Annotated in this window: 18 protein-coding genes; 13 read left to right on the forward strand and 5 right to left on the reverse strand. The window is 54.7% G+C overall.

From position 1 onward, the window contains the following. Positions 1-152: 152 nt before the first annotated feature. Complete coding sequence (locus AC559G_RS15460; RefSeq protein WP_498913139.1) at positions 153-569, forward strand: nucleotide triphosphate diphosphatase NUDT15; 417 nt, start codon at positions 153-155, stop codon at positions 567-569. Positions 570-713: 144 nt separating this feature from the next. Then, entirely contained in the window at positions 714-1,892 is a 1,179-nt protein-coding gene (locus AC559G_RS15465; RefSeq protein ID WP_498913140.1) for a sugar efflux transporter, read from the forward strand. Positions 1,893-1,905: 13 nt separating this feature from the next. Here the strand turns inward: AC559G_RS15465 and AC559G_RS15470 are convergent, their stop codons facing one another. Both AC559G_RS15470 and AC559G_RS15475 read right to left on the reverse strand, forming a co-directional pair. Next, entirely contained in the window at positions 1,906-2,160 is a 255-nt protein-coding gene (locus tag AC559G_RS15470) for a YkgJ family cysteine cluster protein (protein ID WP_498913141.1), read from the reverse strand. A 51-nt stretch (positions 2,161-2,211) separates the two neighbouring features. Further along, positions 2,212-2,352 carry a hypothetical protein gene (locus AC559G_RS15475; RefSeq protein ID WP_498913142.1) on the reverse strand — a complete coding sequence of 47 codons (141 nt, stop codon included), beginning with the start codon at positions 2,350-2,352 and terminating at the stop codon, positions 2,212-2,214. A gap of 148 nt (positions 2,353-2,500) precedes the next feature. Here AC559G_RS15475 and mtr point away from each other — a divergent pair, with 148 nt between their 5' ends. Beyond that, a complete protein-coding gene (mtr, locus tag AC559G_RS15480; protein ID WP_498913143.1) occupies positions 2,501-3,745 on the forward strand; it encodes a tryptophan permease in 1,245 nt (414 codons plus the stop codon). Between the two features lie 114 nt (positions 3,746-3,859). Next, positions 3,860-4,432, forward strand: coding sequence for an elongation factor P-like protein YeiP (yeiP, locus tag AC559G_RS15485; protein WP_121555721.1), 573 nt, complete (start codon positions 3,860-3,862; stop codon positions 4,430-4,432). Between the two features lie 80 nt (positions 4,433-4,512). On the opposite strand, the gene AC559G_RS15490 is transcribed toward yeiP, so the two are convergent. Next, positions 4,513-4,821 carry a YmdA family protein gene (locus AC559G_RS15490; protein ID WP_498913144.1) on the reverse strand — a complete coding sequence of 103 codons (309 nt, stop codon included), beginning with the start codon at positions 4,819-4,821 and terminating at the stop codon, positions 4,513-4,515. A 320-nt stretch (positions 4,822-5,141) separates the two neighbouring features. Between AC559G_RS15490 and AC559G_RS15495 the strand changes: the two genes are divergently transcribed. From AC559G_RS15495 to yejF, 9 genes are all read left to right on the forward strand, one after another. Then, positions 5,142-6,116 (forward strand): CobW family GTP-binding protein, encoded by a 975-nt coding sequence (locus AC559G_RS15495; RefSeq protein ID WP_498913145.1) that lies wholly within the window; start codon positions 5,142-5,144, stop codon positions 6,114-6,116. Between the two features lie 46 nt (positions 6,117-6,162). After that, positions 6,163-6,867 (forward strand): phosphatase PAP2 family protein, encoded by a 705-nt coding sequence (locus tag AC559G_RS15500; RefSeq protein ID WP_438597176.1) that lies wholly within the window; start codon positions 6,163-6,165, stop codon positions 6,865-6,867. Positions 6,868-7,508: 641 nt separating this feature from the next. Then, positions 7,509-8,084, forward strand: coding sequence for a bifunctional murein DD-endopeptidase/murein LD-carboxypeptidase (gene mepS / locus AC559G_RS15505; protein ID WP_279027519.1), 576 nt, complete (start codon positions 7,509-7,511; stop codon positions 8,082-8,084). 145 nt (positions 8,085-8,229) lie between these two features. Next, positions 8,230-8,901 (forward strand): TetR/AcrR family transcriptional regulator, encoded by a 672-nt coding sequence (locus tag AC559G_RS15510; protein WP_438597177.1) that lies wholly within the window; start codon positions 8,230-8,232, stop codon positions 8,899-8,901. An 86-nt stretch (positions 8,902-8,987) separates the two neighbouring features. Further along, entirely contained in the window at positions 8,988-10,562 is a 1,575-nt protein-coding gene (gene pdeN / locus AC559G_RS15515) for a cyclic di-3',5'-guanosine monophosphate phosphodiesterase PdeN (protein ID WP_498913146.1), read from the forward strand. A gap of 104 nt (positions 10,563-10,666) precedes the next feature. After that, on the forward strand, positions 10,667-12,475 hold the full coding sequence (locus AC559G_RS15520) for an extracellular solute-binding protein (protein ID WP_498913147.1): 1,809 nt from the start codon (positions 10,667-10,669) through the stop codon (positions 12,473-12,475). An 11-nt stretch (positions 12,476-12,486) separates the two neighbouring features. Continuing rightward, a complete protein-coding gene (locus AC559G_RS15525; protein WP_438597180.1) occupies positions 12,487-13,581 on the forward strand; it encodes a microcin C ABC transporter permease YejB in 1,095 nt (364 codons plus the stop codon). Next, a complete protein-coding gene (locus AC559G_RS15530) occupies positions 13,578-14,603 on the forward strand; it encodes an ABC transporter permease (RefSeq protein WP_279027510.1) in 1,026 nt (341 codons plus the stop codon). The genes AC559G_RS15525 and AC559G_RS15530 overlap by 4 nt, the downstream gene beginning before the upstream one ends. A gap of 1 nt (position 14,604) precedes the next feature. Beyond that, positions 14,605-16,209, forward strand: a complete 1,605-nt coding sequence (gene yejF, locus AC559G_RS15535) for an ABC transporter ATP-binding protein (protein ID WP_498913148.1) — start codon at positions 14,605-14,607, stop codon at positions 16,207-16,209. Between the two features lie 10 nt (positions 16,210-16,219). Here yejF and AC559G_RS15540 read toward each other — a convergent pair whose 3' ends face one another. Together AC559G_RS15540 and rsuA are read right to left on the reverse strand one after the other, a co-directional pair. After that, positions 16,220-16,564 (reverse strand): YejG family protein, encoded by a 345-nt coding sequence (locus AC559G_RS15540; protein ID WP_121555806.1) that lies wholly within the window; start codon positions 16,562-16,564, stop codon positions 16,220-16,222. A gap of 577 nt (positions 16,565-17,141) precedes the next feature. Then, positions 17,142-17,855 (reverse strand): 16S rRNA pseudouridine(516) synthase RsuA, encoded by a 714-nt coding sequence (gene rsuA / locus AC559G_RS15545; RefSeq protein ID WP_121555805.1) that lies wholly within the window; start codon positions 17,853-17,855, stop codon positions 17,142-17,144. Between the last annotated feature and the right edge of the window lie 317 nt (positions 17,856-18,172).

Here is an 18,172-nt window from a genome sequence, read left to right on the forward strand (position 1 = left end):
TTTCAAAGAGTGTGTGACCAGCACTGGCTGAAAGCAAGTTTTCTTAATTTTGACGTGATATATTTTTGACCTTACGCACACTTTCCTTAAGGGCGTGCTAAACAACACGGCAAAATAAGTCATAGCGCTGAAATTTTGCTGAAGGAGAAAACATGGCGGTACTAACAGGCATTGGGGTGATCATCGTTAACGCAAACGGCGAGATCCTGTTGGGCAAACGCTGCGGCAAACATGCCCCCTATTGGTCCATCCCCGGCGGCCACCTGGAGAGCGGGGAAAGCTTTGAACAATGCGCCCAGCGTGAAATCGCAGAAGAAACTGGCCTGCTGATTGCCCCACCGGCATTTATTGGCGTGAGCAACAACCTGGAAACCTGGCGCCAGGAAGGCAAGCATACGGTATCCATCTGCATGCTGGCGCAGCACCCGGGCGGTGAACCGGTGCTGAAAGAACCCGACAAATGTGCCGAATGGCGCTGGTGCCGGCCCGATGCCCTGCCGGAGCCCCATTTTGAAGCCAGCCGCAATGCTATCCGACTGTGGCAAACAGGGCGCGTTTACCCGCAATAACTCGCTCCGCCTGGCGGCAAACATGCGGCGTTAATCGCAGGAATAATATCTTTACGTTTTAGCGTGCTGAAACCGGTTTTGGTTTGTTTTCAACGCGCGTATGATGCGCGCGTCCGTTCCCTTTATTGGCCAAATAACCATCGCATGCGCACAACAACCGCAGTCACCCGGCGCCAACCCGATCTTACTTCGCTGGCTTTCATCATCGTCGCTTTTCTCACCGGTATTGCCGGCGCGTTGCAAACCCCAACGCTGAGCCTGTTCCTGACCACCGAGGTTCACGCCCGCCCAACCATGGTCGGGTTGTTTTTTACCGGCAGTGCAGTGATCAGTATCCTGATTAGCCAATTCCTGGCCAGCCACTCCGATAAAAAAGGGGACCGCAAAACGCTGATCTTCCTGTGCTGCATGCTGGGCGCATTGGGTTGCGTATTGTTCGCCTGGAACCGCAGCTATTATCTGTTGTTGATCGTCGGCGTGGTGCTGACCAGCCTGGGATCGACCGCTAACCCGCAGATGTTCGCCCTGGCGCGTGAACATGCCGATCATACCGGGCGCGAGGCGGTGATGTTCAGCACCATCCTGCGGGCACAGGTGTCACTGGCCTGGGTGGTCGGCCCACCGCTGGCCTTCGCCCTGGCGCTGGGGTTCGGTTTCAAGATCATGTACCTGGCCGCCGCGGCCGCGTTTATCGCCTGCGGCGTGCTGGTATGGAAAACGTTGCCGTCCGTGCCCAGGGCTCTGGCGCCGACGGGCGGCCGGTTGGAAGCGCCACGCAGGAACCGGCGCGATACACTGCTGCTGTTTGTGGCCTGCACCCTGATGTGGACGGCCAACTGCATGTACCTCATCAATATGCCGCTGTATGTCGTGCACGAGCTGCAAATGTCGGAAAAACTGGCCGGGGTGCTAATGGGCTGCGCCGCCGGGCTGGAAATCCCCACAATGTTGCTGGCGGGCATGCTGGCCAAGCGCGCCGGCAAACGCTTGCTGATGCGCTATGCGGTGATTGCCGGCGTGCTGTTCTATGGCGGGCTGCTGTTTATCACCGGCGCATGGCAACTGATTGCCTTACAGTTGCTGAACGCGATGTTCATCGGCGTGCTGGCCGGAATCGGTATGCTTTATTTCCAGGATCTGATGCCCGGCCAGGCGGGTGCCGCCACCACGCTGTACAGCAATACCAACCGCGTCGGCTGGATTATCGCCGGTTCGGTTGCCGGCGCAGCGGCAGAAATATGGAGCTATCACGCGGTGTTCTATTTTGCACTGGCCGCCGTGATGGGATCGTTGCTGTGCATGTGGCGGCTGAAAGACGTTTAGCCGCGATGGCCCCTTAAGGGGCGGTATCCGCTTCCAACCTGGCCAGATAGATCAACGCGGCGTCACGGTGGTCGTGGCACATTTCACGGCTGGGCTGCAGGCTGGCGCAGACTTTTGGCCGCAGTGGGGAATAGAACAAGCCGCAGCGCCAGTGTTGATCCAGATGGATACAGCGCGTATTCGCCGGCTTGCCGTTCGGCATGCCCGGTATGGGGCTGGATATGGAAGGCGCAATACAGCAGGCGCCACAGTCGGTTCGGCAATCCATGGCGCGCTCCAATAGGTCGGTGGTAAGAGAAAAGCGACAATAGCAGTGGCGCTATATTACCGCCAGCATAATCCCACGCTGGGTGCTGGAAACTTCCACCTCGCGGTATCCTTCCCCAACGTGCGGCACCAGAACGCCCTCCATCGTCCCCATTGCCGGCGCCCCTGATTGCCGCGTGGTAACAAAAATCATCGGCTGACCTGCCGCCTTCCTCACACCAAAAACAATAACAACGGAAGATACGCACAAAATACGCAATAAATTGTCTTTACACTCACCAATCACGCACGTACCATTCAACTAGTACAGCAATCACCAACTCGATACCTTCAGGAACCTCATGCCCATGGACACCGTTCAGCCATTGACCCGCCCCTCTGCTCTCGGCGGCACCATGATTATTGCCGGCACCGCAGTCGGCGCCGGCATGTTTTCTATCCCGGTGGTCACGGCCGGCGTCTGGTTCAGCGGCTCGTTGGCACTGCTGGTTTATACCTGGGCCTGCATGCTGCTCTCCGGCTTGATGATCATGGAAGCCACACTCAACTACCCTACCGGCGCCAGCTTCCATACCACTGTCAAAGATTTGCTCGGCAAAGGCTGGAGCACCCTTAATGGCATAGCGATTGCCTTTGTGCTGTATATCCTGACCTATGCCTATATTTCCGCCGGCGGCTCGATCGTCGCGCATACTTTCGCCGGTGCCTTCAACACCAACCAGGCGGCTTGCGGGCTGATTTTTTCCTGCGTGGTCGCGTTTATCGTGTGGCTTTCCACCCGCGCTGTCGATCGCCTGAGCACCATTCTGATTGGCGGCATGATCATCAGCTTTGTGATATCGGTTGGCGACATGTTCACGCAGGTTCAGCCAGCTATCCTTTTCAACCGTAGCGATAGCCATGCCCACTACCTACCTTATGCGTGGGGCGCTCTGCCTTACCTGCTAGCGTCGTTCGGCTACCATGGCAACGTGCCGGGGTTAGTGAAGTACTATCATAAAGACAGCGGCACGATTGCCCGCAGCTTGCTGTATGGCACCTTACTGGCGTTGGCGATTTACATCCTGTGGCAGTACGTGATTCAGGGCAATATCACGCGCAGCGCTTTCAAACAGGTGATCGCCGAAGGCGGTAACATTGGCAGCCTGTTGCAGCAAATGGGCAATGTAGCTAACGATCACACTGTCCGGCAATCGCTGAACGCATTCTCTTATATGGCGCTGGCCAGTTCGTTCCTGGGCGTGGCGCTGGGGCTGTTCGACTATATTGCCGACTTTCTCAAATTCAGCGATAGCCCCTCCGGCCGTGGTAAAAGCGTGATGGTGACTTTCGCGCCCCCTACGCTGGGCGCCCTGTTGTTTCCGGATGGGTTTCTGTATGCCATCGGCTTCGCCGGGCTGGCAGCCACCGTTTGGGCGGTGATCACCCCGGCACTGATGGCACGGGCCAGCCGCCGGCGTTTTCCTCAGGCGCCATACCGCACACCCGGCGGCGCTTTTGCGATCCTGCTGGTGCTGCTGTTCGGCGGGGTTAACGCCGCCGCCTATCTACTGGAACTTGCCGGCCTGTTACCGGTGTTCAAATAATCCGTAAAACCTTCGCCATCCAGCAACGGTTTTTGCGGGTTGTACTTGCCTGAAACCGGCGGCGCGAGTAACGTGTCGCAACTTATTTAAACCACCCCTTCACAGGTAAAAGTTATGGCAAGAGCTAACGAAATCAAACGTGGCATGGCGATCAACTACAACGGCAAATTGCTGCTGGTAAAAGACATCGATGTGCAAAGCCCAAGCGCCCGCGGCGCCAGCACATTGTACAAAATGCGCTTCTCAGACGTTCGCACCGGCTTAAAGGTGGAAGAGCGTTTTAAAGGCGACGATATTCTGGACACCATCACCCTTTCACGCCGTAAAGTCACCTTCTCTTATATCGACGGTGAAGAGTACGTCTTTATGGATGAAGAGGATTACACCCCGTATATCTTCAAGAAAGAACAGATTGAAGATGAACTGCTGTTTATTCCCGAAGCCGGTTTGCCTGGGATGCAGGTGCTCACGCTGGAAGGTCAGGTGCTGGCATTGGAATTGCCGCAGACGGTGGATATGGAGATCGTAGAAACCGCACCGGGCATCAAAGGGGCTTCCGCCAGTGCACGCAACAAACCAGCCACCATGTCGACCGGGCTGGTGATTTCAGTGCCGGAATACCTGAGCGCGGGCGATAAAATCCGCATTCATATTCCAGAGCGCCGCTACATGGGCCGCGCTGACTAACCCAGCCGGGTATGGGCGGCGTCTGGCGGCGGTACTGATTGGGCTATGCCAGGACTATCGGCCTGGCATAGCTAAGCGATTTAATTATAAGTAATGGTCATCATCGCAAGTTTTTGCTGTTGATTCACCCATGACACTTCGGAAAAACCAAGGTTTTGCGGCAAGTTTCCGAGGGCAAAATCGCGGTTCTGCAAGGTGCGTTGCTGCCCTTGCAAATAGCTTCCGTCACGGTAGCATGTCGTCTTCAATACAGTAGCCGATACCTTGAAAGAACAAGGGCTTTCCGCTACTGCCCCCGTAAAATAAATGGTACCGGAAGATTTCGCCTGGCTTGCCATCGTCCATGAAAACAATACGCCAACGATCACTAACAACCGACAGGTATTCATGGCAACCTCACTTATTGTTAAGCCTCTTTAACTATAGATGAGATTTATCAGAATAATCGTAGAAACGTAAAATTTATTATCGCGTTCGGTAAAATAGTGATTTAAAAACAAGCAGTAAAAATCTTTCCACCCTGGCACCGTGCTTTTTTTCTGGGAATTTTCCGACCGGCAACAATGGCGCAGCGCCTAGCGGGAAAAAGCACGTTTTGCCTTACCACACTAGTATTCATATAGGGCATATTACGCACCGAATTTGCTGCCGCCAGGCGCAATCCAATGAAGCATCGCAGCTGGCGGCAGCCTAAAAACAGGACTGTTCAATGACAAAAACCAACCTGATTACCGGCTTTCTCGGCAGCGGCAAAACCACCACCATCCGCCATCTGCTGGCCAGCAAGCCGGAAAACCAACGCTGGGCCGTTCTGGTCAATGAATTTGGTGAAATTGGCATCGACGGCGCCCTGCTGGCAGACAGCGGCGCCGTCCTGAAAGAGATCCCCGGTGGCTGCATGTGTTGTATCAATGGCCTGCCGATGCAGATCGGGCTGAACATGCTGTTGCAGAAGGAAAAACCCGACCGGCTGCTGATCGAACCCACCGGGCTCGGCCATCCAAAGCAGATCTTATCCATTCTGGAGCAGGATACCTATGCCGGGTGGATTGATTTACACGCTTCAGTCTGCCTGCTGGATGCCCGCCAACTGGACGATCCCCGCTATCGGGAAAATGAGAACTTCCGCGATCAGTTGGCCGCGGCAGACGTTATCATTGCCAACAAAAGCGATACCTATCAGCCGGCGGATTTTACCGCGCTGGATGCCTGGCAAACAGCAAGCGGCACAGAGCGCCCGCTGCATGTGATTGAGCATGGCCGCATGGATGTGGCGTTGCTTGATCTGCCGCGTACCAATCATGCCAAACTGCCCGATGCACACCACCACCACGGGCATAGCAAGGCGCCGGGGCTGGCGGCCTTGCGCCTGCCTGAGCACTCCCGCTGGCGGCGCGCGCTGAATCAGGGCCAGGGCTATTCCAGCTGCGGTTGGATTTTTGACGCAGAGACGCAGTTCGATACCGTCGGCATGATGGAATGGATCCGGCTGGCGCCGGTTGAGCGCGCAAAAGCCGTGGTGCGCATCGCCGAAGGCACATTGTTGATCAACCGCCAGGGGCAGGATCTGAATATCGAAACACGCCAGTTGCCGCCGTTGGATAGCCGTATCGAATTGATCCACAACGATGATGCCGACTGGAATATGTTACAGTCGTCTTTGTTTAAGATTCGTTTAAGTTAACCCTTTTACCGTAAACAGATTTGTTTAACCCACAACAGGCTTCATCATGACACGCCATAATCTTCCGTTAATACTTTTGTGCAATCTGTTGGGGGTTGCGCTTTTCCTGTCTTGGTATTTGCCGGCCAATCACGGCTATTGGTTTACACTGGACTCGTCCATCTTTTTCTTCTTCAACCAGCACCTGGCAAGCGATCCGGCGTTTCTGCACCTGGTGGCGCTCACCAATAACCGTGCCTTTGATATGATATCCCTGCTCGCCATGGGCCTGTTGTATTTATACTTCTACCTGAAACAGGATGCCCAAGGCCGCCGCCGCCTGATCATGACCGGCATCGTGATGCTGCTCACCGCGGTGGTATTGAACCAACTGGGCCATCTGTTGCCGGTTAAGCATGCCAGCCCAACCTTGACCTTTGATAACATTAATCGCGTCAGCGAATTAACCGGCATCCCGACCAAAGATGCTTCCAGCGATAGCTTCCCTGGCGATCACGGCATGATGCTGATTATCTTTTCCTGCTTTATGCTGCGCTATTTCAACCTGTGGGCGTTCGTTATTGCACTATTGATCGCCGTGGTCTTTTCACTGCCGCGCGTGATGATTGGCGCACACTGGTTCACCGACATCGCCGTTGGCTCGCTTTCCGTGGTATTGGTGGGGATCAGTTGGATCTTGATGACGCCAGCCAGTGATAAGCTGATTAGCTGGCTAAACCACCATTTGCCGGGTAAACATCGCCCGCAGTAATCCGGCGCACACGGTTATTCATAAGGCCGGCCTAATCTATATATTGAATTAGATATAATTAGGCTGCGCCCGAAAATAGCATTTCCTTAACAAAACGATTTCAATCCAATATCAATAAAAATGAGCCTGGGTAAACACCCAGGCCGGAAAATCATTTTTCAAAAAAGGACACTGCGGCGCCATTTACGCCGTAATGGCGATAATGCGCGGCTTCCCGTATGGTAAGTTTAACTTTTGACCATGTTGTAACAAGAAGTTTTGCTAAAGCATTTTCCAGCGCCCCCTTCGCCGCCTGCAGTCGCCGTGAATAAAAAACAACCAATTGAATATTAAGTAGTTTATTATCCAGCCACCGAACAGGTATTTGGCAATCGGTTATAACGCATCCCGCTGTGTTACATCACAAATTCATATAAAAAAGGGGTGAAAAAGGCTCGCAATCGCCTATAGCTTCCGGTAATCTCGGGCGTAATGTGTCTGCTTTAGCACGGCTCGCCCTCAAATCCGCTAAAAATGTGCGTTCCAGCACATTTTGGTAGATAACCGATTGTCGATACAGCAGCAGCGCATTAGGCTCGTTCAGTTTGGCATTTTCAGGTAGCGACTTTTGTCGTTAAGGACAAAAAGGGAAAACGATAATAATGGTCAAATCTCAACCGTTCCTGAGATATATTTGGCGGATTGCCCCTGCAATCGCCGCTGCGGTTATACTCTCCGCCTGTAGTTCAAACCACACTTCGAATCTTGATAACGCACAAACTGAGATGCGTGCAGTTAATGACCGCGATGGCCTTTTACTGCAAGCCTCTCAGGATGAATTCGAAGCCATGGTGCGTAACGTTGATATCAAATCAAAAATCATGGATCAGTATGCGAGTTGGAAAGGCGTCCGCTACCGGTTAGGTGGCGAAAGCAAGCGTGGCATTGATTGCTCGGCCTTTGTACAACGCACCTTCCGTGAACAGTTTGGTATGGACCTGCCCCGCTCCACCTATGAACAAGAAGATCTCGGCAAGAAAATTCAGCGAACCAAGCTTCGCCCTGGCGATCTGGTCTTGTTCCGCGCCGGCTCAACCGGGCGGCACGTCGGTATTTATTTAGGCAACGATCAGTTCGTACATGCCTCCACCAGCAGCGGCGTGATGATTTCGAGCCTGAACGACAACTACTGGAATAAGCGCTACCGCGAAGCACGGCGGGTATTGACCAACAGTTAACGCCATCCCCTTTACGTTACCTGAACGATAAAAAATGCCGCCACCAAGCGGCATTTTTATTTTCCTGCCATACGGCATATTTGCACTTTCCCCTTCAGGCTCTTAGATTGAATGGAAGCCCTCTCTTTGCTGAAAGATAAATGTCATGGCGCCTGCATTGAACATTAACCGTGAAACCGCCCATAAAAACCCGCGTAAAAACGACCCCGATGGCCTGAAACAACGTATCTTTGCCAGCGCGCTGGCCGAATTCTCCGAAGCCGGGTTGAAAGGCGCCAGGCTGGAACGTATTGCTGAACAGGCAGGCACCACAAAACGGATGGTGGTTTATCACTTCAAAAACAAAGAGGCGCTGTATATCGCCGTGCTGGAATATGCCTATGCCCATATCCGCCAGGACGAACTGGCGCTGAATCTCGCCACTCAGCCGCCGGCAGAGGCCATACGCCAGCTCACCGAAGCCAATTTCAACTACCATGCCAGCCATCCGGCCTTTATACGCCTGATCAGCATGGAAAATATGCAACGGGGGCAATATGCCCGCCGTTCAGAGAAGCTCCGGCAACTGAACAGCAGCGCGTTGCAAACGCTGGAAGAGATCCTGCAACGTGGCAAACAGTTAAAGCTTTTTGCCGCCGAGGTTAACGCGCTGGATTTGCACCGAATTATCAGCTCGTTGTGTTTTCATTATTCTGCTAACCAATATACTTTCGAAACGTTATTCGAAAGCACTCGCTCAGAGGAAGAAAAACTGGCCTATTATCGTCAAATGACCGTCGATGTGGTGATGCGTTATCTAAAATATGATCATTACTGATACAAATAAATAACAAAGGCTGGCGGAAACATTAAGTCTATTGGATGAACATTAAAAAGCCTTATACTTAACCAGGGGATGGTTTTATGAGTTTAAAGCAAGATTTTATACAGCACCGTTCACAAAAGCGGCGCAATTTGTTTAACTGCGGGGCGATTGCCCTATTGGCCTTTATGGTATTTAGCGCCGTGGCTTTATTGCTGATTCAGCAACTGCGTGTGCAATACCAGCACTCCGTCGAAGAACGTACGCATCAGTACGCCATAACTTACCTCAATGAACTGACGTCGGTCATGCGCGGAATTATGCCGCAGGCGCAAAAAAGCTGCGCGTCAATCACGCCAGAACTCACCTACAAGGCGGCCTTTACCAGCAGCGTTCGCGCTTTCTTGTTGATTAAAAACGGTGTGGCCTATTGTTCTTCCGCCACCGGCGAAATGGCAACTGAATTGCGTGAAATTTACCCGGAGATCAACTGGCACCAGCCGCTGGATATGAAGTTGCAACAAGGCACGCCGATAGTCCCGAACAAACCGGTAGCCGCCATCTGGCTGCAGCAACCGGGCAGTGAAGACAGCGGCGTATTGGCAACCCTGGATATCGATCTGGCCCCGTATCTGCTGTTTTCCTCACATGACGATCGGGCGCCGGGGTTGGCGATTATTATGGGCAACCGCGCATTGACCACTTTCAGCCCACAGTTAATACCGGTGGAACAATTACCCCAGGCCAACGCCCATCGTTTATCCATCAAACATTACCCGATGGCCGTTGTATTTTATAACCAAAACCTGACATCGAACGATATACGGCTTAGCCTGCTAGGCAGCCTGGTTCTGGCGGTGTTAATCAGTGTGCTGGCTTATTACATGCTCCTGCTGCACCAAAGCCCGCAGCGCGCGTTGCTTAACGGCATACGCCACGGTGAGTTTGTGGTGGAATACCAACCGGTATTTACCTGCACAGACCGCGCACTGGTGGGCATGGAAGCGTTGATCCGCTGGTGGCACCCCACGGAAGGGCTGATCCCGCCGGACGTATTCATTCCCTATGCCGAAAGCAACGGGCTCATTGATCCACTAACCCGCCACCTGTTCGAACTGATTATCCATGATCTCCCCACGTTGGCGCCGGTGCTACCGGAAAACGCCAAAATGGGCATCAACCTCCCCCCTTCCTACCTGGTCGATCCGGCATTCCGCCAGGATATACAGCCGCTGTTGGCGGCGATGGCGCGCAATCATTGCAAACCGGTGTTCGAAGTGACCGAACGCGGCATGGTGGAAGCCGACAATGCACTGGCGGTGTTTAACTGGCTGCAAAGCCAGGGGATTGAAGTTGCCATTGACGATTTCGGCACCGGCCACAGCGCACTGATTTATTTGGAGCGCTTCGCATTGGATTATTTGAAGATCGATCGCGGTTTTATCAACGCCATCGGCCGGGACAGCATAACCACCCCGGTGCTGGACGCCGTGATCGCCCTGGCGAAGCGCCTGGACATGCAAACCATCGCCGAAGGGGTCGAGACCGCAGAGCAGTTTGCCTTTTTACAAGAACAAGGCGTCAACTATATGCAGGGCTATTACTTCAGCAAACCGCTCGGCCTTCATGCCTTCACCGAATTTGCCCAAGCCTGGCAAAATGGCCGCGATCTTTAATTTTCTTTACCCTGTAAGCGGTTATCGGGTGTTATGCTAGGCTGTATTTTATCAAGCAGCAGTTCAGCCGAATTTTATTTACACAGCAGGAGCTTACCGTATATATGTTGATGCGCGTTTTTGCTGCCATGGCGTTTGCGGCATGCAGTTTTGCTCTGCACGCCGAAGCCATCAATGAAAGCTACGCTTTCGCTCTGCTCGGCGAACCCAAATATTCCAACGATTTCACCCACTACGACTACGTTAACCCTGCCGCGCCAAAAGGCGGGGACGTACGCCTGGCGGCTATCGGCACCTACGACAACTTTAACCGTTTTGCCTCCAGAGGGGTTCCCGGCCAGGGCACCGGCGATCTGTACGACACACTGTTCGCCAGTTCCGACGATGAACCCGCCAGTTACTACCCATTAATCGCCGAATCGGCACGCTACCCTGCCGATATGCGCTGGATGGAGCTCAGCATCAACCCGCGCGCCCGTTTCCAGGACGGCAGCCCGATCACCGCCGCCGATGTCGCCTTCACTTTCAATAAGTTCATGACCGAAGGCGTACCGCAGTACCGTGTCTATTACAAAGGGGTAAAGGTCAAAGCGATTTCTCGCCTGGTGGTGCGTATCGAACTGCCGGAAACCGACAGGGAGAAAATGCTCAGCCTGCTTGGCACGCGGGTACTGCCGGAGAGCTTTTGGAAAGATCACAATCTCAGTGAACCGCTCGCTACGCCGCCGCTGGGCAGTGGCCCCTACAAAGTCGGCAGCTACCGCGCCGGCCAATACATCACCTACCAACGGGTGCGTGACTACTGGGCGGCCAACCTGCCGGTGAACCGTGGGCGCTTTAACTTCGATACGATTCGCTACGATTATTATCTGGACGACAAAGTGGCGCTCGAGGCTTTCAAGGCCGGCGCGTATGACTTCCGTAGCGAAAGCGCCCCCAAAAGCTGGGCGACCCAGTACGAGGGGGGCAACTTCGCACGCAACTACATCATCAAACAGGATGAAACCAACCAGGCGGCGCAAAATACCCGCTGGTTGGCGTTTAATATCCACCGGCCAATCTTTGCCGACCGCCGGGTGCGTGAAGCCATCACGCTGGCGTTTGATTTCGACTGGATGAACAAAGCGCTGTACTACAATGCCTATCAGCGCACCCGCAGTTATTTCCAGAACACCCCCTATGCGGCCAGCGGCTACCCCGATGCTGCGGAGCTGGCGGTGCTGGCGCCGCTTAAAGATCGGGTGCCGCCGGAGGTATTCAACCAGATTTATCAGCCCCCAGGCACCGACGGCAGCGGTTACGATCGGCAAAATCTGTTGAAGGCCACCCAATTGCTGCAGGAAGCCGGGTGGGAGGTGAAGAACCAGCGCCTGATCAACAGCAAAACCGGCAAACCCTTTGTCTTCGAACTGATGCTGCTAAGCGGCAGTAATTTCCAGTACGTGCTTCCCTTCAAGCACAATTTGCAGCGGCTGGGAATCACCATGGAAATCCGCGAAATAGACGCCACCCAGTACACCCGCCGGATGCGTGAACGCGATTTCGACATGATGCCAACCGTTTATCCTGCGATGCCGTTCCCCAACGCCAATCTGGAGATGTATTGGGGCACCCACTACATCAACTCCAGCTATAACTCACCGGGCGTCAGCGATCCGGCGGTTGACGCACTGTTGGCGCAAATCCTGAAAAGCCAGGGGAATGAAGCCGCGCTGTTGCCGCTGGGTCGGGCACTGGACCGGGTATTAACCTGGAATATGTTTATGCTGCCAATGTGGTACTCCAACCACGATCGCTTCGCCTACTGGGACAAATTCTCCATGCCATCCATTCGCCCAACCTACGCCGTTGGCTTTGAGAACTGGTGGTATGACGTCAACAAAGCGGCACGTTTGCCGGCACAGCAGCCCTAAAGGAGCCGGTGATGGCCGCTTACCTGATACGCAGACTATTGCTGGTGATCCCTACCCTATGGGCCATTATCACCATCAACTTTTTCATCGTGCAGATCGCCCCTGGCGGGCCGGTGGACCAGGCGATTGCCGCCATTGAGCTGGGCCAGCACAGCGGCTTTAGCGGCGGTGGCGGCGGCGAAGGGCTCGGCCATGCCAAAGCCGGCGTCGGCAATGCGGGCGAAGGCCAGTACCGCGGTTCGCGCGGGTTGGATCCTGAAGTGATCGCCGAGATCACCCAGCGCTACGGCTTTGATAAGCCGTTGCACACGCGTTATTTCACCATGTTGTGGAATTATATGCGCCTGGATTTCGGCGATAGCCTGTTCCGCGGCGCATCGGTGATGCAACTGGTGGGCCAAAGCCTGCCGGTTTCCATCAGCCTGGGGCTGTGGAGCACGCTGATCATTTACCTGGTGTCGATCCCGCTTGGCATCCGCAAGGCCATTCACAACGGCAGCGCATTTGATGCCTGGAGCAGTTGGCTGATTATTATCGGCTATGCCATCCCGGCCTTCCTGTTTGCCATCTTGCTGATTGTGCTGTTCGCCGGCGGCAGCTACCTCGACTGGTTCCCGCTGCGCGGGCTGGTTTCAAGCAATTTCGATAGCCTGCCCTGGTACAGCAAAATCACCGACTATCTGTGGCACATTACGCTGCCGGTGCTGGCAACGGTGATCGGCGGTTTCGCGGCGTTAACCATGCTGACCAAGAATTCCTTTCTTGATGAAATCCGCAAACAATACGTCATCACCGCGCGCGCCAAAGGGCTGGATGAAAAAAAGATCCTTTATCGCCACGTATTCCGCAACGCCATGCTGCTGGTGATTGCCGGCTTCCCGGCCACGTTTATCAGCATGTTTTTTACCGGCTCCCTGCTGATTGAGGTGATGTTCTCTCTCAACGGGCTGGGCCTGCTGGGCTATGATGCCACCCTGCAGCGTGATTACCCGGTGATGTTCGGCACACTGTATATTTTCACCCTGATCGGCCTGCTGCTGAATATCATCAGCGACATCACCTATACCCTGGTCGATCCGCGCATTGATTTCGAGGCACGCCAATGAGCCGTTTAAGCCCGATCAATCAGGCGCGCTGGGCGCGTTTTCGCAGCAACCGCCGCGGTTACTGGTCACTGTGGATTTTCCTGGTGTTGTTCGTGCTCAGCCTGGGCGCCAACTTGATCGCCAACGATAAACCCCTGCTGGTGCGTTATGAAGGGCGTTTCTACCAGCCCTTTATGGTCAACTATAGTGAAACTACCTTTGGCGGCCAGTTGCACACCACCACGGACTATCAGGATCCATTTATCCAGCAACAGATCGAAAACCACGGCTGGGCAATCTGGGCTCCGATCCGCTACAGCTACGACACCATCAATTTCGCCACCGATGTGCCCTTCCCCTCCCCGCCTTCGCGCCATAACCTGCTCGGCACCGACAGCAACGGCAGCGATGTGCTCGCCCGGGTGCTGTATGGGTTCCGTATTTCCATGCTGTTCGGCCTGGCGCTGACGCTGTTTTCCAGCCTGATCGGTATTTTCGCCGGCGCGATTCAGGGTTATTACGGCGGCCGGCTCGATCTGTGGGGGCAACGCTTCATCGAGGTGTGGTCGGGCATGCCGACGCTGTTCTTGATCATTCTGCTGTCCAGCATTGTGCAGCCCAACTTCTGGTGGCTACTGGCGATCACCATTCTGTTTGGCTGGATGAGCCTGGTCGGGGTGGTGCGCGCCGAGTTCCTGCGTACCCGCAATTACGACTATATTCGCGCCGCCCGCGCCATGGGGGTTGCCGATCGGGTGATCATGTACCGCCATATGCTGCCAAATGCCATGGTGGCGACGCTGACGTTCCTGCCGTTTATTCTATGCGGCTCGATCACCACCCTCACTTCGCTTGATTTCCTTGGTTTCGGCCTGCCGCTCGGTTCGCCTTCGCTGGGCGAACTGCTTCTGCAAGGCAAGAATAACCTGCAGGCGCCCTGGCTTGGCATCACCGCCTTTATCGTGCTGGCCCTGCTGCTTTCGTTATTAATTTTCATCGGCGAAGCGGTACGCGATGCCTTTGATCCCAGCAAGGCGCATTAATATGGCTACATCCCCACTGCTTTCCATTGAGGATCTCCACATCGCTTTCCGCCAGGGGGGCGAGCTTAGCCAGGTGGTCAACGGCATCTCGCTGCAGGTCGAGCAGGGCGAAACGCTGGCGCTGGTCGGCGAATCCGGCTCCGGCAAGAGCGTAACTGCGCTATCGGTGCTGCGGCTGCTGCCCGCACCGCCGGTGGTCTACCCGCACGGCGATATTCTGTTTGGCGGCCAATCTCTGCTGCACGCGCCAGAAAGCGCATTGCGCAACGTGCGCGGCAACCAGATCGCCATGATCTTCCAGGAGCCGATGGTGTCGCTCAATCCCCTGCACACCATTGAAAAACAGCTGGCCGAAGTGTTGGCGCTGCACCGTGGGATGGGGCGTGAAGCGGCACGCGGCGAGATCATTCACTACCTGGACCGTGTAGGGATCCACAATGCCAAAAGCCGGCTGAAAGATTATCCGCATCAGCTCTCTGGCGGGGAACGCCAACGGGTGATGATCGCCATGGCCACCCTGACCCAGCCGAAACTGCTGATCGCCGATGAACCGACCACCGCGCTGGACGTCACCATTCAGGCGCAGATCCTGCGTTTGCTGCAAGAGTTGAAGCAGGAAATGGGCATGGGGCTGCTGTTTATTACCCATAACCTGAATATCGTGCGCCGCCTGGCAGACAACGTGGCCGTGATGCGCCAGGGGCAATGCGTTGAACAAGGCGCGCGTGATCGGCTATTCCAGGCGCCGCAGCATGCCTATACCCAGCAACTGTTGGCGGCGGAAAACGTCGGTGAACCGTTGCCACTGCCGGCCGCCCGCCCCGGCGATGAACCGCCGTTGCTGCGCGTGGAGAACCTGCAGGTCAGCTTCCCGATAAAACGTGGCTTGCTGCGCCGCACCGTTGCCGAACACTACGCGCTGAAAAACCTGAGCTTTGAACTCCGGGCGGGCGAGAGCGTGGGGCTGGTGGGCGAATCCGGCTCTGGCAAGAGCACCACCGGGCTGGCCCTGTTGCGCTTGCTCGCTTCACGGGGCGCCATCTGGTTTAACGGCCAACCGCTGCACCAGTTCAACATGAAGCAAATGCAGCCGTTCCGTAGCCAGATACAGATCGTATTTCAAGATCCCTATTCCGCCCTTAACCCGCGGCTTAACGTGCTGCAGATTGTGGCCGAAGGGTTGGAGGTGCATCAGCAGATTAGCGCCGAACAGCGCGAGCAGCGGGTGATAGCCGCACTAACGGAAGTGGGGTTGGATCCGGCGCTGCGCCACCGCTACCCGAATGAATTTTCAGGCGGCCAACGCCAGCGTATCGCCATCGCCCGCGCGCTGATTTTGCAGCCAAAGCTGCTGATTTTGGATGAGCCCACCTCATCGCTGGATAAATCGGTGCAGGCGCAAATCCTGCTGCTGCTGAAATCGCTGCAACGGCAACACGGGCTGGCCTACCTGTTTATCAGCCATGATTTGCAGGTGGTGCGCTCACTGTGCCATCAGGTGATTGTGCTGCGCCAGGGGGAAGTGGTGGAACAAGGCGATTGCCGGGCAATCTTCAATGCCCCCACGGCGGCCTATACTCAGCAATTACTGCAATTGGCTGAATAACGCTGCGGGGTTAGAAAGGATATTGAGCGCTCACCGGCTCGGCGATCGCCGCTCCGACGTTTTTTAACCGGCAGAGGGTGGCGCTTTCGTCGCTGCGGTGAACAAACAGGCAAGGTTCGCCTTCCCATTCCACCACGGCGCAATCGACCTGAATTTCTTGCAAAGACAGGTTCAACTGATGCATTACCTGCCACGCATCGCTACCATCATGGCTGAGCAATTTCAAGCCAATCAGATTGTTATCTTCGTCTATGCCGTTCAGCGGCATCGGTTCCACCTTGACGCCAGTAAAGCCCGATAGCCAACGATAACTTTGCGGTAAGCGGTGCACCACCGAAAGTTGGATACTGTCCACGTGAAATCCCTAGGTTGAAAAGTGAAGTACGCGTTACTGACTCACTAAAGTATAGCCGCGGTGAATTATCCAAGTGGCCATAATTTTACTTACTAGTAACAATTAATACACAAGAATAACCTTTATCCCGCGTTTGCCGTTCGCCGCTGCGGCAATCATCCGCGTTGCCTGTACGGCATTTTGCGACTCAGCTCGCATTTTTGCGTTATATGTACCCCTTTCATCGCTGGATCTCAACCTTTTTTCTTGCATTGACGTTACTTTTTAATCGCCATATTTTTACATAAAATAAACATACCGCAATAAAGAACCTTGAATAAAACCAGATAACATATTGATGTTTATTTAAAAAAAACAAATAACGCGTAGAGTATGAAAAGAAATAAAATGGTTAGCCGGTGAGCAGCACCCGTTAAACAGGTGCCATTTTAACAAAAAATATACAGCGATTCGCCTGCAATTTATTAGCAGGATTATTTTTCTACCGGGCCTGCAAGGGCGCGAATGGCCGGGATACCGGTAGAGCAAGCACGATGCTGCCAGAGGCGGATTGGCCGGGCAGAAAACGCAACGCGCCTTAATCTTGCAAATGCGGGGCGCCAACGCTGGCGATTTCTTCCTCGGTCAGCGGGCGATATTCCCCCGGTGCCAGATCGTCATCCAGGACGATGGCGCCAATACGTTCACGGTGCAGTTCAACCACCCGGTTGCCCACGGCGGCAAACATGCGTTTTACCTGATGGTAACGCCCTTCACTGATCGTCAGGCGCACCAAGGTATCCTCCAGCTTTTCCAGCCGGGCCGGTTTGGTGAGATCTTTTTCATTATGCAGCTGCACGCCGGCGGCAAAGCGCTGTGCGGTATCTTCCGCCAGCGGTTGCTCCAGCGTAACCAGATAGGTTTTTTCGCAGTGGTGCTTCGGTGAGGTGATACGGTGCGACCACTGGCCGTCGTCGGTCATCAGCACCAGGCCGGTGGTATCAATATCCAGCCGCCCAGCCGCATGCAGCTTATACGCCACCGGTTCATCAAGAAAATAGAGCACCGTCGGATGATCGGGATCTTCGGTGGAGCACACATAGCCTTGCGGTTTGTTGAGCATAAAGTAGCGCGGGCCATTCATTTGCTGGAGCACATTGCCGTCAAAGGCCACCTCCTGCTCGGGCGCCAGTTTCATGGCGCCGCTTTTCACCACCTCGCCATCCACGGTAACACGCTTTGCACGGAGTTCACGGGCCACCAGCGCACGGCTGATACCTAATTGCTGAGATAAAAACTTGTCCAGTCGCATTGAGTCTACTTTGCCTGCCGTTATTGTGATCGTGTTGATCATACTGCCAAAACACAACGCCCCGCCGCTGCATGGCCGTGCATGACGGGGCCAGAAAGTGCCAGACTGCGCCGCGGTATAACGGCGGGCGCAGCCTGATCGGTAAAAGTCTATAGTGCCGCCACGAGTATAACGGTGGAAAACGCTGCCTCCCAGCAGTTACTGTTCTCTCGGCTTTTACTGCCCCACTGTCCCCTCACCCCAACCCTCTCCCAACGGGAGAGGGAACGCCCGTGCCCATAGCCAACCCCAACGCCGATCGTCCCCTCTCCCTCTGG

Origin of the sequence: Gibbsiella greigii (assembly GCF_039540155.1) — a bacterium.
In the GTDB taxonomy this organism is placed as follows: Bacteria; Pseudomonadota; Gammaproteobacteria; order Enterobacterales; family Enterobacteriaceae; genus Gibbsiella; species Gibbsiella quercinecans.